The sequence below is a fragment of the Roseibium polysiphoniae genome, assembly GCF_014842925.1.
GTDB classification, from domain to species: domain Bacteria; phylum Pseudomonadota; class Alphaproteobacteria; order Rhizobiales; family Stappiaceae; genus Roseibium; species Roseibium polysiphoniae.
In genome coordinates, this window is sequence record NZ_JACYXJ010000006.1 from 444,460 (window position 1) to 470,454 (window position 25,995).

Annotated in this window: 21 protein-coding genes; 11 read left to right on the forward strand and 10 right to left on the reverse strand. The window is 57.6% G+C overall.

The annotated features are described in order from the left end of the window. Window positions 1-45: 45 nt before the first annotated feature. Both IG617_RS17795 and IG617_RS17800 read right to left on the reverse strand, forming a co-directional pair. Window positions 46-1,770, reverse strand: coding sequence for a methyl-accepting chemotaxis protein (locus IG617_RS17795; protein ID WP_192110566.1), 1,725 nt, complete (start codon window positions 1,768-1,770; stop codon window positions 46-48). A 320-nt stretch (window positions 1,771-2,090) separates the two neighbouring features. Then, window positions 2,091-3,257, reverse strand: a complete 1,167-nt coding sequence (locus IG617_RS17800; RefSeq protein ID WP_192110567.1) for an acetyl-CoA acetyltransferase — start codon at window positions 3,255-3,257, stop codon at window positions 2,091-2,093. A 518-nt stretch (window positions 3,258-3,775) separates the two neighbouring features. Between IG617_RS17800 and IG617_RS17805 the strand changes: the two genes are divergently transcribed. Further along, the gene (locus IG617_RS17805) at window positions 3,776-5,434 is read left to right on the forward strand and encodes an alpha-glucosidase family protein (RefSeq protein WP_192110568.1); all 1,659 of its coding nucleotides are present in this window, start codon (window positions 3,776-3,778) and stop codon (window positions 5,432-5,434) included. Window positions 5,435-5,439: 5 nt separating this feature from the next. Here the strand turns inward: IG617_RS17805 and IG617_RS17810 are convergent, their stop codons facing one another. From IG617_RS17810 to IG617_RS17835, 6 genes are all read right to left on the reverse strand, one after another. Beyond that, window positions 5,440-6,501 (reverse strand): ABC transporter ATP-binding protein, encoded by a 1,062-nt coding sequence (locus IG617_RS17810; protein WP_192110569.1) that lies wholly within the window; start codon window positions 6,499-6,501, stop codon window positions 5,440-5,442. Between the two features lie 31 nt (window positions 6,502-6,532). Continuing rightward, window positions 6,533-7,822 carry an MGH1-like glycoside hydrolase domain-containing protein gene (locus IG617_RS17815; protein WP_192110570.1) on the reverse strand — a complete coding sequence of 430 codons (1,290 nt, stop codon included), beginning with the start codon at window positions 7,820-7,822 and terminating at the stop codon, window positions 6,533-6,535. A 31-nt stretch (window positions 7,823-7,853) separates the two neighbouring features. Next, window positions 7,854-9,080: a carbohydrate ABC transporter permease gene (locus tag IG617_RS17820; protein ID WP_192110571.1), complete on the reverse strand. Its 1,227-nt coding sequence runs from the start codon at window positions 9,078-9,080 to the stop codon at window positions 7,854-7,856. Continuing rightward, a complete protein-coding gene (locus tag IG617_RS17825) occupies window positions 9,080-10,390 on the reverse strand; it encodes a carbohydrate ABC transporter permease (protein WP_216859602.1) in 1,311 nt (436 codons plus the stop codon). Before IG617_RS17825 ends, IG617_RS17820 begins: the two co-directional genes overlap by 1 nt. A 79-nt stretch (window positions 10,391-10,469) precedes the next feature. After that, window positions 10,470-11,819 carry an ABC transporter substrate-binding protein gene (locus IG617_RS17830; protein WP_192110572.1) on the reverse strand — a complete coding sequence of 450 codons (1,350 nt, stop codon included), beginning with the start codon at window positions 11,817-11,819 and terminating at the stop codon, window positions 10,470-10,472. Window positions 11,820-11,854: 35 nt separating this feature from the next. After that, entirely contained in the window at window positions 11,855-12,928 is a 1,074-nt protein-coding gene (locus IG617_RS17835) for a LacI family DNA-binding transcriptional regulator (RefSeq protein WP_192110573.1), read from the reverse strand. 461 nt (window positions 12,929-13,389) lie between these two features. On the opposite strand from IG617_RS17835, the gene IG617_RS17840 reads away from it, so the two are divergent. After that, a complete protein-coding gene (locus IG617_RS17840) occupies window positions 13,390-14,181 on the forward strand; it encodes a glycosyltransferase family 2 protein (protein WP_192110574.1) in 792 nt (263 codons plus the stop codon). Window positions 14,182-14,205: 24 nt separating this feature from the next. Here IG617_RS17840 and IG617_RS17845 read toward each other — a convergent pair whose 3' ends face one another. After that, the gene (locus IG617_RS17845; RefSeq protein WP_192110575.1) at window positions 14,206-15,408 is read right to left on the reverse strand and encodes an HD domain-containing phosphohydrolase; all 1,203 of its coding nucleotides are present in this window, start codon (window positions 15,406-15,408) and stop codon (window positions 14,206-14,208) included. A gap of 228 nt (window positions 15,409-15,636) precedes the next feature. Between IG617_RS17845 and IG617_RS17850 the strand changes: the two genes are divergently transcribed. The 3 genes from IG617_RS17850 (at window position 15,637) to IG617_RS17860 (ending at window position 18,025) form a co-directional block, all read left to right on the forward strand. Then, window positions 15,637-16,863 carry a TIGR03862 family flavoprotein gene (locus IG617_RS17850; protein WP_192110576.1) on the forward strand — a complete coding sequence of 409 codons (1,227 nt, stop codon included), beginning with the start codon at window positions 15,637-15,639 and terminating at the stop codon, window positions 16,861-16,863. Then, window positions 16,860-17,318, forward strand: coding sequence for a YaiI/YqxD family protein (locus tag IG617_RS17855; RefSeq protein WP_192110577.1), 459 nt, complete (start codon window positions 16,860-16,862; stop codon window positions 17,316-17,318). The genes IG617_RS17850 and IG617_RS17855 overlap by 4 nt, the downstream gene beginning before the upstream one ends. 494 nt (window positions 17,319-17,812) lie before the next feature. Beyond that, the gene (locus IG617_RS17860; RefSeq protein ID WP_192110578.1) at window positions 17,813-18,025 is read left to right on the forward strand and encodes a cold-shock protein; all 213 of its coding nucleotides are present in this window, start codon (window positions 17,813-17,815) and stop codon (window positions 18,023-18,025) included. A gap of 85 nt (window positions 18,026-18,110) precedes the next feature. Here the strand turns inward: IG617_RS17860 and IG617_RS17865 are convergent, their stop codons facing one another. Further along, window positions 18,111-18,977, reverse strand: coding sequence for a MurR/RpiR family transcriptional regulator (locus IG617_RS17865; RefSeq protein ID WP_192110674.1), 867 nt, complete (start codon window positions 18,975-18,977; stop codon window positions 18,111-18,113). Between the two features lie 175 nt (window positions 18,978-19,152). On the opposite strand from IG617_RS17865, the gene IG617_RS17870 reads away from it, so the two are divergent. The 6 genes from IG617_RS17870 to IG617_RS17895 all read left to right on the forward strand — a co-directional run bounded on the left by IG617_RS17870 (window position 19,153) and on the right by IG617_RS17895 (window position 25,988). Further along, window positions 19,153-19,926: an N-formylglutamate amidohydrolase gene (locus IG617_RS17870; protein ID WP_209008576.1), complete on the forward strand. Its 774-nt coding sequence runs from the start codon at window positions 19,153-19,155 to the stop codon at window positions 19,924-19,926. Beyond that, window positions 19,926-20,522: a TRAP transporter small permease subunit gene (locus IG617_RS17875; protein ID WP_192110579.1), complete on the forward strand. Its 597-nt coding sequence runs from the start codon at window positions 19,926-19,928 to the stop codon at window positions 20,520-20,522. Before IG617_RS17870 ends, IG617_RS17875 begins: the two co-directional genes overlap by 1 nt. After that, the gene (locus tag IG617_RS17880; protein WP_192110580.1) at window positions 20,522-21,862 is read left to right on the forward strand and encodes a TRAP transporter large permease; all 1,341 of its coding nucleotides are present in this window, start codon (window positions 20,522-20,524) and stop codon (window positions 21,860-21,862) included. The genes IG617_RS17875 and IG617_RS17880 overlap by 1 nt, the downstream gene beginning before the upstream one ends. A gap of 123 nt (window positions 21,863-21,985) precedes the next feature. Next, window positions 21,986-23,035: a TRAP transporter substrate-binding protein gene (locus IG617_RS17885; protein WP_192110581.1), complete on the forward strand. Its 1,050-nt coding sequence runs from the start codon at window positions 21,986-21,988 to the stop codon at window positions 23,033-23,035. Between the two features lie 93 nt (window positions 23,036-23,128). Then, entirely contained in the window at window positions 23,129-24,496 is a 1,368-nt protein-coding gene (locus tag IG617_RS17890; protein ID WP_192110582.1) for a glutamine synthetase family protein, read from the forward strand. A gap of 103 nt (window positions 24,497-24,599) precedes the next feature. After that, complete coding sequence (locus tag IG617_RS17895; RefSeq protein WP_192110583.1) at window positions 24,600-25,988, forward strand: aldehyde dehydrogenase family protein; 1,389 nt, start codon at window positions 24,600-24,602, stop codon at window positions 25,986-25,988. Window positions 25,989-25,995 lie beyond the last annotated feature (7 nt).

The window sequence follows — 25,995 nt, forward strand, 5'->3', positions numbered from 1 at the left end:
GCGATCCTGAGACCGCCGGTTTTGCATCTTTGTCCTGGGCATGCCTTAAGCGGCGAATTCCTCAATGAATTCTTCGATCTTGCTTCTCAGGTCATCCGTGTTTCGTGCAACTGTCCGAACCGCCTGATCCACCTCATTCGCCGAGGCCGTCGACTTGCGCGCATTTTCCGCCACGACTTCCACGTTCCGGGTTGCCGCCTGAGTGCCATCGGCGGCAGAGTTCACTCCGCGAGCGATTTCACTGGTGGCTGCGCTCTGTTCGGTGACAGCCGCTGCAATCGCCTCGGTTTCACCTGACACATCGTGCATGATCTCGGCGATCTTATTGATCGAGTGCGACGCATCAGTGGTTGCCGTCTGGATCGACGCGATCTGCTGCGTAATGCTCTCGGTCGCCTTGGCCGTCTGATTGGCCAACGCTTTCACCTCGTTAGCAACGACGGCAAACCCCTTACCGGATTCACCTGCACGGGCCGCCTCGATGGTCGCGTTGAGGGCGAGGAGGTTCGTCTGGTCTGCGATGTTCGAAATCAACTGGACCACTTCGCCAATTTCCTGGGCTGCCGTTGCCAGCGTCTCCACCTTCTTGGTCGTGTCGTCGGTGGTTTCTGCTGCCGTCGTGACGACGCCTAGGGTCGAGTTAACGCGGCGGTTGATCTCATCAATGGACGCTGACAACTCTTCGGAAGCCGCAGCAACCGTCTCGACGTTGGACATGGCGTCGCTGGTGGCGCTCGACGCCCCCTCCGCTTCGCTTGCAGTGTTTTCTGCAACAGCCATCAATGAGGACGCGGTCGAGTCGAGCTGTGTCATGGTCGCATTGACGTTGGACATCAGGCCGGACACGGACGAACGGAACTCCTGAACAAGCCGCTCGCGGCGTTCGATGCGGATACGACGTTGCTCATCTTCGTCCGCCTGGTGAGCTGCAATGCGCTCACGTTCAACAGCTGTGTCGCGCAGGATGTGAACCGCCTTGCCGATTTCACCAATTTCGTCTGAGCGATCAGCCTCCTTCAGGACCACGCTGTAGTCACCATTGGTGATATTGGTCACAGCATCCGAAAGGGCGGTCATGGGCTTGATGAGGAATCGCAAGATGGCCAATCCGCCAAGCAAAAGCGCCAACGCGATAAAGCCGGTCGCAGAGTAGATCATGATGTCGGTGTTGTGTGCGGCAGCCTCATAGGCCCCAGCTTCGTGCTTTAGATTCTCACGCTCTTCGGTCAGACGCTCGAAGTGAATTTCAAACGCCACACCGACAGCATCGTTCAGGGCCTCAGCGGCACCGTCGAATTCGGCCATCAGCTTGTTGCCGCTCTCGGGACCACCTGCGATGTAGGCGTCTGCCATGGTCTTGCCGACTTCATGATAGGCCGGGAACAGCTGACGGACCTTCTGGATTTGCGCTGTTAGCTTTGCATATCCAGCCCCGTTCGCCAGCGAGTATGCCGCATCGATGTCTGTGTTGAATTTGGCTGCGAATTCAGCCGCCACGTCAAAGCCATCGTTGAGACCATCCTGACCGCGCGTGGCGGAAATATCGGTCAGCCATTGCTGGACCTGGACGATATCGAAGCGCACTTCCTTCAGCGCGACGGTCAGGTCAAGAACCTCACCAGAAAACCGAAGAGCATCATGCTCCATCATCTCAGCATTGTGCTCCAGCTCCCTCAAGAAGAACAGCGAGCCGAAATTGAGAAGCGAAATCGTGACGAACAGGAACGCAATCGCGGCCGTCACCTTGGACCGAAGACTGTGAAAATTCATTGTACTTCCTCGATAAAACCAAACCGATACAGAACGAGCTCGAGGCATCTCGGTCACAAACAAGGCTTGAAACGTGATGCGCGGGCAAAAGCACATTTATGCTGCAATTGCTCACTCTTCGTAAATTTTGGAGTAAACCGATGATTTATTTAGTATAATAGCGTTATTACGTAGATGAGACCTTCACCTTCAAATTATCATTGTCATTTATTTCAATGTTTTATTGAGGCGAATTCTTCAGGAATACAATTTTCAGGCGAAAAACAAAAAAGCCGACGGAGTGTCTCCGTCGGCCAATGCATCAAGGGACTAGCGTTTCCCTACTTTATCGCCTGCAGAACAGAGACATAGTTGGCGACAGCCGCCCCGCCCATGTTGAAGATGCCGCCGAGCTCAGCGTCTTTGACTTGAATGTCGCCAGCCTCTCCGAGAAGCTGCATGGCAGTCAGGACATGCATCGAAACGCCGGTCGCGCCAATGGGATGTCCTTTTGCCTTAAGGCCCCCGGAAGGATTCACCGGAAGTTTGCCGTCCATTTCGGTCCAGCCTTCGAGGATCGCACGTGAGCCCTCCCCCTCCTTGGTCAGCCCCATGGCTTCATATTCGATCAGTTCGGCAATCGTGAAACAGTCATGGGTTTCGACAAAGGAAAGGTCTTCGAGCGTCAGCCCCGCATCGCCGAGGGCCTGACCCCAGGCTTTCGAGCACCCTTCGAATTGAAGAATGTCGCGCTTGGACATGGGCAGAAAATCCTGAACATGCGCGGTCGACCGGAAGGCCACCGCCTTTTTCATGCCAAGCGCCGTTGCCGTATCGGTCAGAACGATTGCCGCCGCGCCATCTGAGACCAGCGAGCAATCCGTGCGCTTGAGAGGCCCAGCGACGAAGGGGTTCTTTTCACTTTCCGCGCGGCAGAACTCATAGCCCAGATCCTTGCGCATCTGCGCATAGGGATTTCCGGTGCCGTTCTTGTGATTTTTCGCCGCGATCCGCGCAAGAGCGTCAGATTGGTCGCCATACTTCTGGAAATAGGCGTCGGCGATCTGACCGAACACGCCGGCGAAGCCGGCAGGTATGTCGCCATCCTCTTCCAAATAGGAGGCGCGCAGCAGGTTTTTGCCGATCTGCGGCCCCGGCGTTGTGGTCATTTGCTCAACACCAACGACCAGCACAATACGCGCATCGCCAGAAGCGATCGCCCGCACGCCCTGCTGAACTGCGGCAGATCCGGTGGCACAGGCATTTTCGACACGGGTCGCAGGCTTGAAGCGCAAGGCAGGATCAGCCTGCAGCACCAGAGCGGCGGTGAAGTCCTGCTCCGAGAATCCCGCGTTGAAATGGCCCAGCAAAATCTCGTCCACGTCCTCGGGGGAAATACCCGCATCGTGGATGGCCTGGCTTGCTGCTTTGACGATAAGCGTCTCGACGGTCTCGTCGGCATGCTTTCCAAAAGGCAAATGTGCCCAACCGACCATTGCTGCAGTCATGAAAACCTCCCTCGCACCACGGAACCGAACGGTCTCGGCTTGCCGGATCAACCCGGCGTGCAGTCGCAATTGCTGCACCGTTGATGAGAAATTCCCAGCTTCCCGTGACGAACACAAGTTAAAATTGACTATTACGTCATTGTATTCCATTTTGCTTCATAATTTCAATATTTTATCCTGAAATAAATTTCCGCCTCGAACGTGACTTCCAATTGATATCTGCGCCCGGAGACCCCGGATATTGGTCCTGTTAACGTTTCCTTCATGAAGATGTCACGCAAGGGCAGCTAAATGACCGCGTTCCGGACAAAACCTTTTTTCGATCCTTTTCAGATTTTCCAGGCCAGCCTTTCCGAAGGCTGGCCTTTTGCTTTGCCCAATCCCGAATTGCCATGAAAGCATTTGACCGTGCCAGATTGAAGGGCTAGGGATTCAAAGCGCTTTGGGGACTTTCATTTCCCAACGCGAACAGACACTAAAATCACGTTTTGGGACGAAGCAATCTCCCGGAGGACCGCATGACCGCCAACCGCTCAAATGACGACCGGTCCAAAAGCTCGATCACTCCTGCAGGGGACTGGTGGCGCGGCGCGGTGATCTATCAGATCTATCCGCGATCCTTTCAAGACAGCAACGGCGACGGCATCGGCGATCTGACCGGTGTCACGCAGCGTCTTGACTACATCGCGAGCCTCGGCGTCGACGCGATTTGGCTCTCGCCCTTCTTCACCTCCCCCATGGCCGACTTTGGCTATGACGTGTCGGACTATGAAAATGTCGATCCCATGTTCGGGACGCTGGCCGATTTCGACACCATGGTCGCCAAGGCGCACGATCTCGGGCTTAAGGTGATGATCGATCTGGTGATCTCCCACACCTCTGACCAACACGCCTGGTTCAGGGCGAGCCGGACTTCTCGGGACAATGAAAAGGCTGACTGGTACGTCTGGGCGGACGCGAAGCCGGAAGGGTCGCCGCCCAACAACTGGCTGTCGATATTTGGCGGACCAGCCTGGGAGTGGGACAGCGTCCGTTGCCAGTACTACCTGCACAACTTCCTCGCGAGCCAACCGGATCTCAACTTCCACAATCAGGATGTTCAGGACGCGGTGCTGTCTGCCGCCCGCTTTTGGCTGGAGCGTGGTGTCGACGGGTTCCGGCTAGACACGGTCAATTTTTACTTTCACGACGCCAATCTACGTGACAATCCGCCCTTGCCGGCAGGTGCAAGCCTGACCGGTGTTGATCCGACCAATCCCTATGGTTTTCAGCACCACCTTTATGACAAGACCCAGCCCGAAAACCTGGCCTTTCTCGAGCGCCTGCGCGCTCTGCTGGATAAGTTTCCAGGCGCAACGTCGGTTGGAGAAATTGGCGCCGACCGTGATGTGATCGGAACAACGGCAGCTTACACCGTCGCCGGCAAGCGCATCCATATGGCCTACAGTTTTGATCTTCTCACGCCCAAGCGCTCCGCGGCCTACATCCGCGAGACGGTCGAGAATATGGAAGCGGGTATCGGAAGCGGCTGGCCGAGCTGGGCCCTGTCAAACCACGATGTTGTTCGTGTTGCCACCAGGTGGGGCGAAGGTGCGGAGCTTGACCGGTTTTCAGTTCTCGCCACAGCTCTCGTGACAAGCTTGCGCGGCACGCCCTGCCTCTATCAGGGCGAGGAGTTGGGTCTCACGGAGGCCGAGGTGCCGTTCGAGAAACTTCAGGATCCCTACGGCATAAGGTTCTGGCCGAAGTTCAAGGGGCGCGACGGCTGCCGAACCCCCATGCCGTGGTCAGGGGATGCGGGCGGCGGCTTTACCACCGGCTCGCCGTGGCTCCCCTTGCCGGCCGAGCATCTTTCGAGATCCGTCGACGCGCAGCAGGCCCATGACGGCTCAGTGCTGTCGAAGGTCAAAACCTTCCTCTCCTGGCGACGCGAGCAAATGCCTCTTCTAAAGGGTGACATCCGTTTTCTGGACAGCGCTGGAGAAACCCTCGTTTTCATTCGGCGCCAGGACAACGAGGCCATCCTGTGCGCCTTCAACCTCGCCGATGAAGCCATAGACCTCGACTGGTCTGGCAGCGCTCTTGAAGTCTTGCGCGGGTCAGGTTTTTCAGGAACGGCAGAGGCCGGAAAGCTCTCGCTCCCCGGCCTCGACGCCTTGTTTGCACTGATCGTCTAGGCGGCTCAGGCGCGGATGGTCTTGCCATCCGCCGCAAAGAAGTGAAGCCGATCTTCATCGAAGTTCAAGCCAACGCGAGAGCCCTCGGCAATTTCATCGGCGCCATCGGTGCGTACGAGGATGGTATCAAGACCGTCGATCGAAACGTAAAGATAGGTGTCAGCGCCGAGATACTCAGCCACCTCTACGGTCCCCTGCGCGTGGCCTTGGCCTTCGGGCACGACCTTGATGTGCTCCGGGCGGATCCCGAGTTTCACCGGATCCGCACTCGCGGCGGCCTGAGGGTAGTGCCCGCCGCCGTGGCCATCGAGATCAAACCTCTCTCCGGAGACCGAACAGGGCAGAACATTCATCTTGGGAGACCCGATGAACTGCGCGACGAAGAGATTGTCAGGACGTTCGTAAAGCTCTCGCGGGCTTCCAACCTGCTCGATTACACCGCCCTGGAGCACGACAATCTTGTCGGCCAAAGTCATGGCCTCGACCTGGTCATGGGTCACATAGATCATCGTCGTGCCGAGCGCCTTGTGAAGCCGCGCGATCTCGAACCGCATTTCAACACGCAAAGCAGCGTCCAGATTGGACAATGGTTCGTCGAACAGGAAGGCCGACGGTTCGCGAACAATAGCCCTGCCGATGGCCACCCGCTGACGCTGTCCACCTGACAGCGCCTTGGGGCGCCGGTCCAGATAGTCATCCAGCTTCAGCACGTCAGCTGCCGCCGATACCTTCCGCTCAATCTCGGCCTTGGGTTCGCCGGCTGTCTTGAGGCCAAAGCCAACGTTTTCGCGCACGGTCATATGCGGATAGAGCGCATAGGACTGGAACACCATGGACAGGCCACGGCCGGAGGGCGGCTCCGCAGTGACATCCTTGCCATCGATTTCGATGGCACCCCGGCTGGTCTCCTCAAGCCCCGAAATCAAACGCAGCAAGGTGGATTTTCCGCAGCCGGACGGCCCGACGAAGATCACGAACTCGCCGTCTTGGATTTCAAGGTCAATGCCCTTGATGACTTGAAGGTCACCAAACCATTTTTCTACGCGGTCGAGCCGTATTGCACCCATTGTTCTTCCCCTGATCACCCACTACGGCGGCTTAAGCCGCCTTGTTCACCGCAAGGCTTGGCGTCGCCCAGGCAAGCCACACCGCAGCTGTCCAGGAGAACGAATTGCCCCCTGCGCCTGACCCATCCACAGGGCTGAAGTACTCGGCAAATCCGCTCCGCTCGACCAGCCTGACGGTGTCTTGCCGGATTTTCTCGGCACGCGCCACTTCGCCCGCTTCCGTCATGCCGCGTGCAGCAAGATAATTGACCACGGCCCAGATCGGTCCGCGCCAATAGCGCTTGTGCTCAAAGCCGGCATGGTCCGGATCATAGGACGGCAGCATGAAATCGACTTTCCCCGCAATCCGGTCGAAATGAGCATTCAGCGGTTCAATCACCTTTGGATCGGAGAGACCGGCGTAGGACGCCAGGAAGGACGCGCTTGATACGCCTGTTCCCAGGACGTCGGTCCGCAGATTGCGTGTGACATAGGCCTTGATCTCCGGATTCCAGAGACTGTCCATGCCGCGTTCCTGCTTCGCAATCCAACCCTCGATTTCCGCCTTGTCGTTCTGGAAGCCCAGTTTATCGGCCAAAACCAGAAGATCCCGGTTCGCACGCAACAGGATCATGGTGATCGCCGGATCGGCGACCAGGAACGGGGTCTTCTCCACCACCTCGGCGGCGTCCCAACCGCAAGCCTTTCCGATCGCAAGGATCGCCATGTAGCGATCATAGTCTTTCTTGAGCGGACGCATGTCTGGATCAACGTGCGAAGTGTCCTTGCGCGTGTATTCCGGCACGCCTGTGGTGTCGACGTTCGACAGAGGTTCATCCCAGTCCGGCAGGTTGTCCCGGCCAGATTCCCAAGGATGAACGATGGCAACGGTACCATGTCCTTTTGGATCCCGGCACGTCGCCCACCAGCGGTGCCAAGCCATCAATTTCGGAAAGAGCGCCTTGGCACGGTCAGCGTTTTCGGGGGCAGACGACTGCTCGAAGAGATCACGCACCGCAGTTGCCGCAACTGGCGGCTGGGAGTGACCGGATGTCGGAAAGGGCTCTGACTTGGTGCCCCAGACACTTGGGCCCGGGAAGTAGCTTGGATCGTTTTTCCGGAAGAGTATGTGCGGCACCATGCCGTCATCCCACTGTCCCTCGAACAGGTTTTCTATTTCCTGCCAGGCGCGGTTAAGGTCGAAGGTCGCGAAGCCAATTGCTACGAAAACCGAGTCCCAGTTCCACTGGTATGGGTAAAGGCCCTTGGTCGGAATGGTGTAACCGCCAAGGTCGTTGTCCTTGAGGATCGTGTGTGCAAGTGCGTCGAGATCGGCACCCATGAGATAGTCTCCCAAAAGTATGTTGTTCTTGTCAGCCCTTGACGCTGCCAGCCGTCAGCCCTTGAACGAGAAAACGCTCGAACCAGAGGAAGATGCCAAGCACGGGCACCGTTGCGATCACTGCGCCGGCCATCAGATGCTGGCGCGGTACTTCGGAGGAATTGAGCGCAACGACACCGCGCGACAAGGTGAAGATGTCGGGGTCATCGAGGAACATGAACGCGAACAGGAACTCGTTCCAGGCGATCATGAAAACGTAGAGGGATACAGACGCGAGGGCCGGCAACGAGAGCGGTAAGGTGATTTTCAAGATCACGCCGATGCGGCTTAGGCCATCCATCAGGCCCGCCTCTTCAAGCTCGGCGGGCAGGCCTCGGAAGTAGCCCTGGAGCATATAGAGCGCCACAGGGATGGTGGTGGCGGGATAGACGATCAGCAGTCCGGTCAGACTGTTGCGCAGGCCCAGCTGCGAGAACACCGCATAGAGCGGGATTACAAGCACGATCGCCGGCACCATGTAAATCAGAAGCACCGAGCGCGACAGCAGGGCCCGGCCTGGAAAACGAAGACGCGAGACTGCATAGGCGCCCGGAACCGAGAACAGCAAGGTCAGGATGACGGTGGCGACAGACACAACTGCCGAGACCATCAGGTAGGTGCCGAAATTGTACTTGGTGAAGAGCTCCACATAGGACCTGAACAGCGAGGTCACGCCCTGCGAGAGATCGATCGAGAGATCCAGCGGGTTGGCGAGCAGCTGCTGCTGGCTCTTCAGAGAGGTCATCACCATGACGTAGAACGGCAGGGCGACGAGGATCGTGAAGACGACGAACCCAAGTCCCTTGAGCACGCGAATATAAACGACCTCACGGTCATACCGTGACATGGCCTTGAGTGGAACGCCTTTGAGGCAAATGGCGTTGGCAAAGCCAAGCGCGCCCAGGAAGACGAATATCCCAACCCCTTGCCAAAGCGGCACGACATCAAGAGGCAGGGCGAAAGGCGCTGCGAGACTGAAGGCCGTGACCACGACAAAGGCAATCAATGCCGCTCCGACATGGGCGTTCAGATCGCGTCGGGCACTGCCGCGCCAGACCAGAACAAAGCCATGCAGTGCGCCGGCGAGCGCGGCGGCGCCAACTTGAGGCACGGCAACCTCGCCGGTCACAAGCGTCAGGGTCACTCCAGTGACCAACATGACGACAGTGCCCCAGATGGCCCCGCAGACAAGCGCGATGAGAGAACCGGTGTAGGCCATCACAGCCCCTCCTCTTTCGGCGAGAAATGCAGGAACAGCGTGGCGAATGTCACGAGAACGACAAAGACAACAACAGCGACCGCAGCACCGGCACCAAGGTTCGATAGCGCAAAGCCCTGCTCATAGACATCGACCGTCAGGGTACGGGTTCCGGCATTCCCGCCTGTGAGCAGGAAGATGTCGTCGAACTTGTTGAAGGTCCAGATGAAGCGCAACAGGAACAGGACAGACAGAATGCCCAAGAGCTGCGGCAGCGAGATATACCAGAACTGCTGCATTGGCGTGGCGCCGTCCATCTCGGCCGCCTCATACATATCGGTGTTGATCGACTGCATGCGTGCAAGAATAAACATGAAAGACAGCGGGAAATACCGCCAGGCCTCAAACGCAATGACGGTTGTCAGCGCCAGCGGAAACTCTAGCGGCAGCCCAAAGACAGAGAATTCGATTGCCCGCTGACCAAAGAAATTAATCGGGGCATCGACGACACCCATCTTGGTCAGAAGCGCATTCAATGTGCCAGAGAATGGATCGAAGAGAACCACCCAAGTGAAGGCCACCGCAATCACAGGCGATACGTAAGGAAAGAGAAACAGTCCGCGTAAAAAGCCGCGCCCCTTGAAGGACGTGTTCAGCAGCTGGGCTGCGAACAATCCGAGCACCAATGCGCCGACTGTACCGAAGATGGTGTAGTAGAAGGTGACGCGCAGGACGCCCCAGAACTCGTCTCCATCAAACACCTTGCGGAAGTTCTCGAAGGTGAACTCGAAGTTCGTCAGGATATTGTCGGCGTCTCCGGCGACCTCCGGCTCGGTCTCTCTTCCAGGACGCTCAAGCGCCAGGAACGGTGCATCAGCTGTGCCTTCGAGCCTTAACCTTTCGCGCCACTTGGCCGGCACATCGCCAAAAGCGCAGGTCAGCTGCCGGCCATTGATCGTGCAGGCTTCGGGAGTTGAACCAAGCGTAAATCCGTCCGGCAAACTGTCCTTCAGAACAACGTTCCGAATTTCCTTGTCCTGGGAAGAATTGCGAAGCCGGTATTCAAGGGTGACGGCATCGCCAGCTGCCTGCGGTTTTCCGCGGACACGCTCATTCACCAGGACAGAGGGTGGCCGCAGGTCCGCAAGACCAACCGGCTTGACGCTGATCCAGAAGTTGGCAAGCAGCGGCCCCATCACGATCAAAAGGATGATCAGGAAGGTCGGCGCCAACATCAGGAAGGCAAGCCTCGCCTCCCGCCTCTGCATCGGCCCAATACCTTTCGGCGGAACAGCAGATCGGCCTTCAGCCATATTTTCCACGGCAGTCATATCCGGCACCTGGGCTCGAATTTAGTGAGGGACCGGAAGGCAAGGTTGCCGCCTTCCGGTTTGGATCGTCTCTGACGCGTTACTGGACCTTGGCCAGCTCGGCGTTCATCTTGGCCACCGTTTCTGCAGCATCGCGCTCATCATCGATGAACTCGCGTACATAGCGGTTGATCACCTGGCTGTTGATGATCTTGGACGCCAGCGAGAGCTGACCTTCCGTCACACCCCAACGGCTTGCCGTGTCGAGACCGCCGACGATGCGCTCAATTGTGGCTTCGTCGTAGAGTTCGGTCAGCGGTGCCTTGCGGTCGACGCCAACCGGCAGTTTCGCCCAGCCCATGGTGAACTTTTCGGGGTTTTCTCCATCGCCACGACGGATTGGGAACTTGCCTTCCGGCGCAATGGAGAGGGTCGACAGGTAACCTTCGTCCATGGAGAACTTGACGAACTCAATCGCCGCATCCGTGTCCGCGTCGTTGGTGATGCCGAAGTACCGAACATCGCCCCAGGCCGCGCCATCCGGATTGGACGGGCCGGACAGGGTCGTCACGATGCCGGTCATGGACGCAAGCGCTTTCGAAGTCGGATCATCGTTGATGGTCGGCGGGGCACTGTCGCGCAGGCCAGCCAGCTCATCGAGAATGAACGGCGACCAGATGATCATCGCAGCCTTGCCGGCAAAATAAAGTTCGCGGGACTGCTTCCAGTACAGATCACCAGCCGGCGATGCCTTTGAGATGGCCTTGTAGAACTCCAGCGCTTCAATGGTCTTTTTCTCATCAAGAGCCTTGAAGCCATTGTCGTCGACAGGGGTCACGCCGTTTGCAAGAAGAACATGCTCCAGAACCTGGCTCATGAAGTTCTCGTCGATTTTCGTCGCTGCGACAAAACCGAACATTTCAGGCGGATTGTGGAGCTTCTCGACTGCTTTCAGGATCGCATCATAGGTGGTCGGAGCTTCCAGACCGTTCGCCTCAAAGAGGTCCTTGCGGTAGACGACCATCTGGGTCCAGCCATCTACAGGCACCGAAGCATATCCGTCTTCGTAGGACGCCATGCCGAGAGCGCCGGATGCGAATGTTTCTGCATCGAGAGCATCGACAACCTCAGTTGCCGTTTCCGTATCCAGGATGCCGGCCTCCGCCCAGGGCAGAGCATACTGCAGCGGATGATAGATCACGTCAGGCAGGTCACCAGCCGCGAAAGCCGCGGTTGCACGGGTTCCCAGATCCTTTTCCGTCACTGGAATGACGGTCACTTCGATACCGGTCTTGGCCTTGAAGGCCGCAGCCATTTCTTCCTGTTTCGCCAGGCGCTCGGGCTGCTCTTCTGTCGTCCAGAAACGCAGGCCTTCGGCATTGGCACCCGCCACACCGGCGGCGAAAACGCCAGCCAAAGTCGTGGCTAAAAGAAACTTCCTCCCAAACATCGTACTCTCCTTTTGTGTACGAACACTCGTCAAAGTCACACAGAGCGCCGGAGAACTTGGGCAAGTTCTTCCGGCGTTTTCGCAGGCGGACCATCCGACGCCCGTCGGATCAATTCGGCCTGAGCCAGTTTCTGCCGCTGGGCAGGTTCCGTTCCCTCGATCAGATCGATCAACATGCGCGCGATTTGGCCGCCTGCAGATTGAGCCGACTGGGAAAATGTCGTCAGTGGGGGATCCACATAAGCGCCGACCGGCAGGCCGTCGTAGCCAATGATGGTCACGTCTTCACCGACCCGCAGTCCAAGGTCCCGGCACAGGCGCATGGCGCCAATCGCCAGTGCGTCGGTTACACAGAACAAAGCGGTTGGCGGCATGTGCAGGCCAAGAAGGCGCCTTGCGCCTTCAACGCCGCCCACTTCAGTGAGGGGCTCTTCCACCTCAAGCGCCGGATCTACCTCGAGCCCGCACAGCTCAAGACCACGCCGATAACCCGCACGGCGTTGACAAGCGAAATTCAGGTCGCGAGGACCGCCGACAAGACCGATGCGCCGATGACCGAGGGCCGCGATATGCTTGACACCGGACACAAAGGTGTCCTCGTTGTCGATGTCGTACCAGGCAAAGGTACGCGGGTCGGATGTCCTGCCGTGGGCAACAAAAGGAAAGCGTCTTGCCTGCAGAAATTCGATCCGTGGATCATTCACCTCGGTCCGGGTGAGGATGAACCCGTCGACCTTGCGCCTAGCAATCAGTCTTTCGTGGGTTTCCAGCATATGGCGGCCGGAGTGTGCGGTGGTGACAAGAAGATCTCGATCCAGGTCATCGAGCGCCCGGGCGATACCGTCGATAAACTCGGAGAGAAACGGGTCGGCACCACGACCCCGGCCAACCGGCATGACGATTCCGAGGGTATCCAGCCGGCCCCGCTTCAGGCTCCTGGCCGTTGACGACGGCTGATAGCCAAGGTCCTTGACCGCCTTAAGGATGCGCTCGCGCGTTTCACTGGAGATGTCCGTGTAATTGTTGAGAACACGCGAGACCGTGCCCTTGGCGACACCCACATGACGCGCCACATCCTCAATCGTTACGGATCCCCGGGAACCGGTCATCTCATCTCCCAATTCACTCCCGTTCGCACCGCTTGATCGAGAGTTCCTTGCGGAACCCTTGCAGCCGACCAAACAGCATCCTGGCGGCATCTTTGCCGACCCGGGAGCTTTGTCTTTCTTGACCAAAACGTGACAAAAACGGTTTTGGTTGTCAACAAAATCGGTTTTGGCGCTGCACAAACGCATCTTTTGCATCGCACTCCATTTCCAGAATTTCTGATTACCGTAACGTTAGACGATCGCAAAGCAATGGCATCTCAAATCCTCGCAGCTTGATCCTGACTGGTCGGCAGGCACGCCGGTTCGGCAGAAAGACCAGCGGTCCTTTCCGTAAGCCAGAAAATCTGTGCCCCGCTGAATGCCGACAAACATCTAAAAATAGAAAACCAAACCTGATAGAAGGCAGTTTCAAGAAACGTCGCCGCCAGTTCTTCGCCCGCCCCAATTGCCGAGCCTCTCCCATGACAAGACACCTGCCGATCTCGGTATTTATCATTGCCAAGGACGAAGCCGACCGGATCGGACGAACAATCAAGAGCGTCCGGGATTGGGTCGATGAGGTTATCGTCATCGACAGCGGCTCCAGCGATGGAACGGTGCCTGTCGCGGAGCAACTAGGCGCGCGGGTTCTCGAGAATGCCTGGCCCGGTTACGGCCCCCAAAAGCGTTTTGGGGAAGACCAATGCCGGAATGACTGGCTTTTGAATCTCGATGCGGACGAGGAAGTGACCTCAGAGCTCGCCGATGAACTTCACCGCATGTTTGCAGACGGCAGCTATCTGTCCGCCGACGGCTGGCGGATCATGATCCGCGATATCTATGCACATGAGGATCGCCCAGCGCCCTGGGCATACGGCTACGACCAGATCCGGCTCTACGACCGCCGCAAGGGACGTTTCTCGACCTCAACCGTGCATGACACGGTCCGCCCCGAGCCTGACGCTGTCATCAAGTCGATGAAGTGTATCATCTCGCACCGCTCAATACGTTCTCTGGATTTTCAGGTCGGCAAATACAATCGGTATTCCAACATGCAGGTTGCCGACCTGCAGGCCCGTGGCAGAAAACTGCCGAAACGGCGGCTTCTAACGGAATTCCCCGCGGCATTTTTGAAGGCCTACTTCATCCGCCGCTACAGGCGTTATGGCTGGTGGGGCCTGATCCTTTCGATCAACTATGCCCATGCACGTTTTCTACGCGTGGCAAAAGCTTATGAGGCGGAGTTGCTCAACAAGGACGAGCCACAACCATAGCCGAGGCTCGCGCAGACAGAACCTCTATGCCGTTGCCTTTTCCGGGGCCTGGCTGGTATCGACCGGCGCAGGCCTATGGACCCGTATCGGCTGACGAATACCTGCAACATGATTGTACTGATCGAGGCGCCGGATGGTTGTTCCGGTCAACTGGTGTCCTCTTGAGAGCACCAGTTCGTGCGTGCCTTCAGTCAGAATGTCGTCGACCAACTCGTCGCCGGGCTTCAGAGCCCTGATGTAGCAGAGCGTAATCTCGCGCTCATCTACACCTAGGGCTTCGCTCAACAGGCAGGCCCGCGCGACCTTGAGAAGATCGGGGTCGTACTGACGATGGTTGATACCAAGCGCCTCGAACGCGGCAGCGTCGACCCCGTTTTCAGGGCTCGCATACCACAAGTCGGTCAGCAGCTTCAGGATCCTGGCGGTCAGCGGAATGTCCTTGCCAGTCGGACCGTCTTCCGGGAAACCTGATCCGTCATAACCACGGCCGGAAAGGTAGAGAACTTCGGCCACTTTCTCCAACTGCGGAATGTTCTTCAAGAGATCTCGCGTCTGGGCCGGAGCACCCGCCAGAATTTCCCGCTGGGACTCCGTCAGCGTCTTGGCAGCGCGGTACCGAGACAAGATCTCCTTCGGAAGCAAGGCTTCCCCAAGGGGCGAAAACATGATCGCCATCTCGAGTTCCCAGGTCTTTTTCATCTCAAGCACCTTTGCCAGCTTGAGAGCCTGAGGCCGCATGACAGAGGTCCGGCGAAACGCCTCGGAATGAAACAGCGACAGCATGTCGATCAGAAGTTTGACCGAGCCGGAAAGGGTTTTTTCAAGCAGCGTGCGCTCAAAGACCATCCGCGAATGGTGCGCGACACTTGCTTCAATTGCAGAAGACAGCTCCTGTGGCGAACAGGGCTTGGACAGGAACATGAAAACGCCTGCCTCGTTCACAGCCTGCTTGAACACTTCGACCGAGTTCTGCGCCGTCAACATGACGCGCGTCGCCAGGGGCACATAGGTCTCTGAGGCCTTGAGAAAGCCGGAACCGCCGCGCCCTGGAAGATTGGCGCAGGAAACGATGACGGAGACGCCATGATTTTCCTTGATCCACTTCAGGGCTTCTTCGGATTCATCAAAGGTCTTCACCCTGTACTGGCCAGCAAACAAACGTTCGAAGGCGTCCAGAACCTTCAGGTCGCCATCAGCCACTACAATCTGATTTACGTTTGCCACCATCACTGCCTCCAATTCCCGCAGTATCTCCAAGTATCAACTGAGAACTCACTCAACCAAAACACTTCGACGATGCATACAACTCCCCCAGCAACATAAAATTGAACAGAAAATCCCTAACAATTCACCACATCTCATTGATGCAGTTTACTTATTCTCGGTAATATTTACGATACGAATTCACATCGCCGCACCGCTTTTCATCCGCACAAATTTGCTTATAAGACCTCCATGCATGATGTTTTGATTGTCGGCGCAGGCCCTGCCGGGCTGATCGCCGCCGACCGGTTGTCCTCGTCAGGCCTGAATGTAGCGGTGGTCGACCGCATGCCCTCGCCTGCCCGCAAGTTCCTGATGGCAGGCCGCGGGGGACTTAACCTGACCCATAGCGAAGAGCAGTCGGCTTTTCTGACGCGGTACCGCGAGGCTGAACCGTTTCTCGCCCCACTCATCAACAAGTTCACACCTGAGAACTTGCGGCAGTGGTGCCTTGATCTCGGTCAGGAGACATTTAAAGGATCAAGCGGGCGTATCTTCCCCAAGGCAATGAAAGCCTCGCCGCTCTTGCGCGCGCTGCTGTCGCGCCTCGCTGAGCGTGGCATCACACTTCAGACCAGGTTGACCTGGACGGGATTTGGCGAGGAAGACACGCTCACCTTCGAGGATCCGGATGGGAGAGAGGTCAAACTCAAGGCGCGGGCGAGCCTCCTGGCTCTTGGCGGCGCAAGTTGGCCAAGACTTGGTTCTGATGGCAGCTGGGTGTCGAACCTCCATCACCAGGGTGTGGAGGTCAACGCCTTGCGTCCAGCGAACTGCGGCTTTGAGATTGCCTGGAGTGACTTGCTGAAGAAACGGTTTGCCGGAACGCCGCTGAAACCCCTCACAGTCACGTCGGGGACGGAGCGTACAAGGGGTGAAGCAATTCTTTCCGAAAGAGGCCTTGAGGGCGGTGCCATCTATGCGCTCTCTTCATCGGTCCGGCGCGAAATCGAACTATCTGGCAAGGCGACCCTCCTGCTCGACCTGCGACCTGACATCGCGATCGAAAAGCTCACCAGCCGGCTGAGCGCAAATCGCGGCAAGCAATCTGTCAGCACCTTTCTGCGCAAGGCCGGCGGCCTGTCACCGGTCCAGATATCTCTCCTGCGCGAGGTGGGCCCGCTGCCAGAGACACCCCAAGCGTTGGCCGAAAGGATCAAGCAAACGCCGTTGACGGCGACAGCGCCCTATCCCATCGACCGGGCGATTTCATCGGCGGGAGGAATTGCTCTGACTGAAATTGATGACCAGCTGATGCTCAAGAAGCTGTCGGGTGTCTTTGTCGCTGGCGAGATGGTGGACTGGGAGGCTCCAACCGGCGGATATCTCCTGCAGGCCTGCTTTGCGACCGGAGTTGCGGCCGCAGAGGGCATTGCGAACTATCTCAATGAGACCAACGACCGAGAGCAACCTTCATGACCATTCTCTACGTCGATGCAGATGCCTGTCCGGTCAAAGACGAAGCCATCAAGGTTGGTGAGCGGCACCGCGTCGAGATCAAGATCGTCTCCAACAGCTGGATGCGGCTGCCGGAAAGCGATCTGGTGGAGAGAGTGGTTGTTCCCGAAGGACCGGACGTCGCCGACGACTGGATCGCCGAGCGAGCAACCACCGGCGATGTGGTTATTACAGCGGACGTCCCGCTTGCCTCGCGTTGCGTCAACACCGGCGCTCTGGTGATTTCTCCCAATGGCAAGCCGTTCCGCGAAGATGCCATGGGCATGCGACTGGCGATGCGAAACCTGAACACGCATCTGCGTGAAGTCGGAGAGATCCGGGAGAGCGGGCCCGGCTTCACCAAGGCAGACCGCTCCCGCTTCCTTAACCAACTCGAGACACTGATGCGCGCCGCCAAGCGACAGTCCCAAGGTTAGGCCCTTCGATTGCTCATATGGAGTCCGGACTGTCTCCCTGAGGACTGGTTTCATCTGAATCAAGTCTCAAGAAACCCATAAAATCCAGTCTTCAATTCAAGCAACCTTGGTAAGAGGCGGCAAAGCATCAATTCTATGTGAGACACGCCAAGCCTGTAGTCTGACGTCTTCCACACCTTGGGTAAATGTCTGTTTTTATTAATTTTCTTGAGAAACAGCAGAATACTCGAAATGGTTTCCAAGCATTTCCAGACGCATCAATCGGCGAAACTATCGCTTGTATTCCCCAACGCAAGACCCTACGTTTCGCGCATCGGCAAGCGTTTTGCCGAACGGGACATGAAATAGACCTGGCGAAGAATTTGGTTTCGGTACACGGCTCATGGCGTGTGCTCTGAATTTCGAAGCTTTTCCGTTTCTAACTGACTGCTCGTTTCAGCGCACTCCCTGAGCAATGTCCCAAGGGTGCGCACAACTTACGGAAAGGTTTCTCCATGCGCGAGAACGGCACCATCAAATTCTTTAACTACGACCGTGGCTTCGGCTTTATCACTCCGGAAGACGGTGGCAAGGACGTGTTCGTCCACATCACTGCTTTCGAACAGGCTGGCATCCCGGCTCCGGAAGAAGGCGCGAAAGTCACTTTCGTTGCTGAAGACGACCGTCGTGGTCGTGGCAAGCAGGCTGCACAGCTCGAAATGGCCTAATGGCCATTCGCTGAACTCTGCTTAAAGAGTTTATGGAAACGCCGGCGATTTCGTCGGCGTTTTTTGTTTGAGCCGCCGACCGACGCTACAAGCGGTGCTCGCCATCATTTTCCGGATCATGAGCGTTGCGCAGATCTTCCAGAGCCTGCATGCGCTGCTGACTGCGTTCGGCGTTTTCACGAGTCACGCCAGCGATCAACACCTCCGCGATCGCCATGAGCGCCGCGCTGGAGTCCCAGGGCGAAGGAACGGCAACGCGAGCTGGCAGCACAAAGCTTGCGATTTTTCCGATCGGTGACATCCAGCTGTCGGTGATCAGCGTCACCGTTGCGCCCTGTTTGGCCGCCGCCTCCGCAAAGCGGATGATCTCGTTTTGGTAACGCCGGATATCAAAGACGACAATCACATCCTTCGGCCCGATGCCGATGAGCTGGTCCAGCCAGTTGCCTTGCTGCCCGGCGACATGATTGACGTTGGGCCGGACGATCCGAAGGTGCGCCGCCATGTAACGGGCAAGGGCATCGGTAAATCGCCCGCCAATCATGTGCAGGGTCTTTTTCTCATCGGCCAGCAGCTTGATCATGCCAGCCAGTTCTCCCTTTGGAAGATGCTCGAAAGTCTCGCGGACGTTTTCAACGAGCTGCTCAACCAGTGGATCGTCACTCTGGGCAGGACCTGACTCCATTGCTGAGCTGCGCGCCAAGGGCGTGTTCAGCTGGTTCTCGAGCTCCTGCCGCAAACGCTTTTGAAAGTCCGCAAACCCTGGAAATCCAAGCCGCCCTACGAACCGCAGGATCGTCGGCGAGCTTACGCCAGCAGCATCAGCAAACTGGGCCACGGTTCCCAGCCCTTGCATGGGATAATTCGCCAAGAGCGCATGGGCTGCCTTGCGCTCGGTGGCGGTGAATTCGTCAAGCCGGTCGTGTATTTCCTCCAGAAGCGGCCGTTCCATGATTTGCCCTTTCTGCATGCGGGTCCGCTCAGAATTTACCCATCCGGCACCACGATTTGTGTTTGACTTGATCACTCAAAATGTATCAAATCATACAAAATCTGATCGTTAGCGCAATTCTGTAATAAAAAATACAAACGTTAACGGCGGCGCACCAGCGCAAGGGGACAGGCTGATGACCATCGGCATGCCGGCAAATGAAACGTTCGAGCCGGTTACGATTGTGAATGAAGAGGGGAGCGGGCCATTTGTGTTGGTTTGCGACCACGCGAGCAATTTTATGCCGGAATGCTACGGCCACCTCGGCTTGTCGTCTGAAGCCCTTCAGGCACATATTTCCTGGGATCCGGGCGCGCTTGGAGTCTCATTGCAGCTATCCAAACTTCTGGACGCACCACTCATCTATTCGAATGTCTCGCGCCTCATCATCGACTGCAATCGTGAAACAGTGGCCCCGGATCTTATTCCGTGCCGCAGTGAGTTGACGGACATCCCCGGCAATGCGGACCTTGACGCAGATGAGCGCGAGCGGCGAATTGCGCTCTCTCACAAACCCTTTCACGACACCATCGACCGGCTCATCGACGCGCGCCAGTCAAAGGGTGCTTCGAGCGCACTTGTGTCGGTCCACAGCTACACGCCCATCTACAAGGGCGAAACACGCCCCTGGGAAATCGGCCTGATTTATGGCGATGACGCCAGCTTGGCAAAACCTGCGCTGCAGCTTCTGAAAAACCGCACCTCCTACACTGTTGGCGACAACGAGCCCTATTCGCCGGCGGACGGTGTCTATTACACCCTGCAACGCCACGGCGAGGCGCGCGGATTGGTTCCGCTGATGATCGAGATCCGCAACGACGAGATCGCGACGCCGGATGCGGAGGCCGCATGGGCCGCGACCCTGGCGCCGATCCTGAAGGACGCGCTGGCACAGGCGGGAGGCAAATGATGCGCAAGGCGGCCTGCCTCTATGTGAAATACGTCGATGCCTTCAACGGTGGGCTCGGCCGGATCATGATGTGGGGCATCTTCGTGATGGCCGGCATTCTGCTCTGGTCCTCCATTTCCAAGACCTTCTTCAACCCGTCCCTCTGGACTCTGGAAATCGCTCAGTTCGCGATGGTCGCCTATTACGTTCTGGGCGGTCCCTACTCGATCCAGATGGGGGCCAATGTGCGGATGGACCTGTTCTACGCAGACTGGCCACCGAAGAAAAAAGCCTGGTTCGATGCATTCACGGTTCTGCTCTTGATGTTCTACATCGGAGTGCTCCTGCACGGTGCCCTGAACTCGACCGCCTATTCGCTCGGCTATTTCGGCAAGGAGCCGCTCGTCTTTTATTGGGATCTGATTATGGCGTTCGTCACCGGTGGTCCGAGCGCGGCGACTGAAGTGATGGGCTACATTGAACGCAGCCCCACCGCCTGGCGGCCCTACCTCTGGCCGGTCAAGGTCGTCATGCTCCTCGGATTTTTCCTCATGCTTCTGCAGGCCGTTTCCGAGCTTTTCAAAGACATCGCTCGCATCCAGGGAGAGACGATCTGATGTCTTATGAGATGATCGCCCTTCTCATGTTCTCGTCGATGATGTTGATGCTGCTGACGGGTCAGCGTGTCTTCGGCGCCATCGGCGGTATTGCAGCCATTGCGGCTATCGCCCTTTGGGGCACCGGCGGCGGCGACATTCCGTTCTCGGCCGCTATGAAGCTGATGAAGTGGTATCCGCTTCTGACGCTGCCGATGTTCATCTTCATGGGCTACATCCTGTCGGAAACGAAAATCGCCGACGACCTCTACAAGATGTTCCATGTCTGGATGGGACCGCTGAACGGTGGACTTGCCATTGGCACGATCTTCCTGATGGTGCTCGTCTCTGCGATGAACGGGCTGTCGGTTGCCGGCATGGCTATCGGCGCAACCATCGCCCTGCCGGAGCTTTTGAAGCGCGGCTATGACAAGCGCATGGTGACAGGTGTCATTCAGGCAGGGTCATCCCTTGGCATTCTGGTGCCCCCCTCGGTCGTTCTCGTGCTCTATGCGATGATCGCCCGCGCTCCGGTCGGCCAGCTTTGGCTCGCAGGCATCATTCCCGGTCTGATGATGGCGGCCTTCTTCGTCATCTACATTGCTGTCCGCTGCAAATTCCAGCCGCATCTGGGCCCAGCTCTGCCCAAGGAAGAACGCCAGGTCGACGCGGCGGAGAAATACCGCTTGCTGCTTTCCGGCATTCTGCCTGTCGCGATTTTCGCAGCGATGATGGTGCCGTTTGTCATGGGCAAGACGAGCCTTGTGGAAAGCTCCGCCATCGGCGCGCTGACCGCACTGGTTGCCTCCATCGTCAAGCGCCGCATGACACTTCCGATCCTGGTGACCTGTCTGAAGCAGACGCTTGGTATCTCCTGCATGTTCATGTGGATCATTCTTGCCGCCCTCGGATTTGGGGCGGTGTTCGACGGTCTTGGTGCGGTCAAGGCAATCGAGAGCCTCTTTACCGAGCAATTGGGCCTGAGTCCCTGGATGATCCTGATCCTGATGCAGATCTCTTTTCTTGTGATGGGGACCTTCCTGGATGACACGGCCATGCTCGTCATCGTGGCGCCACTCTACGTTCCGCTGGTCGGCACGCTGGATCTCGGCATGCCGCGAAATGAAGTCTTGATCTGGTACGGCGTGCTCTACACGATCACGACGCAGATCGCCTATATGACGCCGCCTTTCGGCTACAACCTCTTCCTGATGCGCGCGATGGCGCCGAAGGAAATCACCATGCGCGACATCTATGCCTCGATCACTCCGTTCGTGCTGGTGATGGTGACCGCCCTGGCGATCGTCATGACGTTTCCGCAAATCGCCCTGTGGCTTCCTGACTACGTCTACGGACGGTAAGGGGACCAATTGCGGAAACGACTAACCGGGAGACAGCAGGGTTGGAATTTGGTGTTCTAACAAAAACGGCAAAAAGGCATGGAACACCACGGACTGTAATCACTCTAAAGGGGAGTATTAGACATGACCAACAGACGTGACTTTCTAAAGAAGGCTGGTGTCGGCACTGTTGCCGCCGCTGGTGCCACCACTCTCGCAGCTCCGGCTGTCATGGGCCAGGCTCCAATCAAGTGGCGCATGCAGACCTATGCCGGTCCGGCTCTGGCCGAACACGTGGTAAAACCTGCCATTGACGCCTTCAACAAGGCCGCCAACGGCGAAATGGTGATCGAACTCTACACCGCCGACCAGCTGGTCCCGACCGGTGAGTTGTTCCGCGCAATGCAGAGCGGCACCATCGATGCGGTTCAGTCCGATGACGACTCCATGGCATCTCCGACCGAAGTCACCGTCTTCGGTGGCTACTTCCCGTTTGCATCCCGCTATTCCCTGGATGTGCCGGTTCTCTTCAACCAGTATGGCCTGAACGAGATCTGGGATGCGGAATACTCCAAGGTTGGTGTGAAGCACCTTTCCGCCGGCTCCTGGGATCCGTGCCACTTCGCCACCAAGGACCCGATCCGCTCGCTGGCAGACCTGAAAGGCAAGCGCGTCTTCACGTTCCCGACCGCTGGCCGTTTCATGAGCCAGTTCGGCGTCGTTCCCGTCACCCTGCCTTGGGAAGACATTGAAGTCGCCGTTCAGACCGGCGAACTCGACGGCATTGCCTGGTCGGGCATCACCGAGGATTACACAGTTGGTTGGGCAGATGTGACCAACTACTTCCTGACCAACAACATCTCCGGTGCATGGGCAGGTTCCTTCTTCGCCAACCAGGAACGCTGGAACGAGCTTCCAGATCACCTGAAAACGCTCCTGCAGCTCGCAATGGACAGCTCGCACTACTATCGCCAGTGGTGGTACTGGGGCGGTGAAGCCAGCCTTCGCGTTGAAGGCACCAAGATGGAACTGACCACGATTCCGGATGAAGAGTGGGCAACCGTCGAGGAAGCGGCCATCAAGTTCTGGGACGAAATCGCCGCTGAGTCCGAGACCAAGGCGAAGGTCGTCGAGATCTTCAAGAAGTACAACGCCGACATGCAGAAGGCTGGCCGTCCGTATCGCTACGGCTAAGCCCTGACTTCAAGCATGATCAGTCCGGGGACCTTGTTCCCGGACTGAGTTCGTAAAGTTTCATATCGTCACGAACAACGGATTAGGTCCCAAATGGCTGGCAACCTGACAATCGACGCCCTGAAAGCAGCAGTCTCCGGCGGCGAAATCGACACTGTATTGACCTGTATTGTCGACATGCAGGGCCGCCTCATGGGCAAGCGCTTTCATGCGCAGCACTTCCTCGACAGTGCCTGGGAAGAAACCCATTGCTGCAACTATCTGCTTGCGACCGATCTTGAGATGTACACGGTCGAAGGTTACGCCTCGACCAGTTGGCAGAGCGGCTATGGCGACTATGTGATGAAGCCTGACCTCTCCACCTTGCGCTATGTGCCCTGGCTGGAAGGCACAGCGATGGTGCTGTGTGATGTGCTGGATCACCACACTCACCAGGACGTTCCACACTCTCCGCGCGCCATGCTGAAGAAGCAGATTGCGCGCCTTGCGGAGAAGGGCCTGTCGCCCATGATGGCGACCGAACTGGAGTTCTTCCTGTTCGAGCAGAGCTTCGAGGAGATGCGCAAGTCTGGCTACCGCGATCTCCAGCCGATCTCCGGCTACAATGAAGATTACCACATCCTCCAGACCACCAAGGAAGAGGATGTCATGCGCCCGGTGCGCAATCACCTTTTCCACGCCGGCATCCCCGTTGAAAACACCAAGGGTGAAGCCGAGGCCGGTCAGGAAGAGCTGAACATCAAGTATTCACCCGCTCTCAACTGCGCGGACTTCCATACGATTTCCAAGCACGCGGTGAAAGAGATCGCCTGGGCGAAAGGCCGCTCCGCGAGCTTCCTTGCGAAATGGGACAAGGGCCGGGTTGGTAGCTCCTCGCATGTTCACCAATCTCTCTGGAATGATGACGGCGAGAATGTCTTCTGCGATCAGAACGGCGAACACGGCATGTCCGCGACGATGCGCAGCTACATGGCCGGCCTGATCAAATACGCGCCGGAGTACACGTTCTTCCTTGCGCCCTACATCAACAGCTACAAACGGTTTCAGAAGGGCACCTTTGCGCCGACCAAAACCGTCTGGTCCGTTGACAATCGCACCGCTGGCTTCCGCCTTTGCGGCGAAGGCACAAAGGCGCTGCGGGTCGAATGCCGCATCGGCGGTTCCGATCTGAACCCCTATCTGGCGCTTGCGGTTCAAATCGCTGCGGGTCTCAAGGGCCTGGAGGAGAAGCTGGAACTGGCGCCCGCGGCTTCCGGCGATATCTACGAAGCCAGCAGTGCGGGCGAAGTGCCGCATAGCCTGCGCGAAGCACGCCATCTTATGAATGGGTCTGCATTCCTGCGGGAAGCTCTTGGTGACGCTGTCGTGGATCACTACGTGCGCGCAGCCGACTGGGAGATCGAGGAATTCGATCGCGCTGTCACAGACTATGAAATTGCCCGGGGATTTGAACGGGCCTGATTTTCCGTCTGCCCCTGGACACAGAAGACCGGCCGGGCTTCCGGCCATATGACAACCCAACTGAGCAACCCCGCGCCTGTGGCGCGGCCTTTAGAGGTGCATCATGACTGAAACGATCAAACTCGTTTCACCGATCGATGGATCGGTTTACGCGGAACGTCCTGCCCTGGACGAAGCCGCTGTCGCCAAGGCGGTGTCTGCCGCTCGTTCCGCTCAGGTCGAATGGGCCAATGTGCCGCTCGATGAACGTATCAGCTACTGCCTCAAGGCGCTTGATGCCATGAAGTCCATGAACGACGAGATCGTTCCGGAAATCGCATGGCAGATGGGCCGCCCGGTCCGCTTCGGCGGAGAGTATGGCGGTGTTGATGAGCGCACCCGCTACATGGCCGGCATCGCAGCAGATGCTCTCAAGGATATCGAGCGCAACGAGCGCCCGGGCTTCAAGCGCTATCTGAAGCGCGTGCCGCTTGGCATCGTCATGGTCATCGCTCCCTGGAACTATCCGTTCATGACCGCGATCAACACCATCATGCCAGCGCTGATGGCAGGTAACGTGGTGATCCTGAAGCACGCTGCCCAGACACTTCTGGTCGGTGAGCGTCTCGCCAAGGCCTTCGAGATGGCGGGCCTTCCCAAGGATGTGTTCCAGAACATCGTCCTGACACATGCTGGCACGGAAAAGCTTCTGGGCTCCGGCGTCATCAACCACGTCAATTTTACCGGTTCCGTCGCAGGCGGCCGCGCCATTGAGAAAGCGCTGGCCGGCACCTTTGCGTCTCTCGGCCTTGAGCTGGGCGGCAAGGACCCGGCGTATGTGCGTGCGGATGCAGATATCGAGTATTCTATCGAAAATCTCGTCGACGGCGCTTTCTTCAACGCCGGTCAGTGCTGCTGCGGCATTGAGCGCATCTATGTGCATGAGAGCAAATACGACGCCTTTGTCGATGGGTTTGTTGATCTGACCAGCCAGTACAAGCTGGGCGATCCGCGTGATGAAGCCACGACACTCGGCCCCATGGCTCAGGCACGATTTGCGGCCTGGGTGCGTGAACAGACCGACGAAGCCCTGCGCAAGGGCGCGAAGGCCAATATCGATACATCGAAGTTCGACATGAACAAGGAAGGTACGCCCTACCTTGCGCCCCAGGTGCTGACCGACGTCAACCATCAGATGTCAGTCATGCGGGAGGAAAGCTTTGGCCCGGTCGTCGGCATCATGAAGGTGAAGGATGACGAGGAAGCGCTTCAGTTCATGAACGACAGTCCTTATGGCCTGACCGCTTCGATCTGGACCGAAGACACCGGGGCCGCTGCCGAGATCGGCGACAAGATCGAAACCGGCATGGTCTTCATGAACCGTTGCGACTACGTGGATCCGGGCCTTGTCTGGACCGGTGTCAAAGACACCGGCAAGGGCGCGGCCATGTCCGAAATCGGGTTCCACAATCTCACACGCCCAAAAGCCTATCACTTCAAGGTCGAGCATTAAGCGCGGC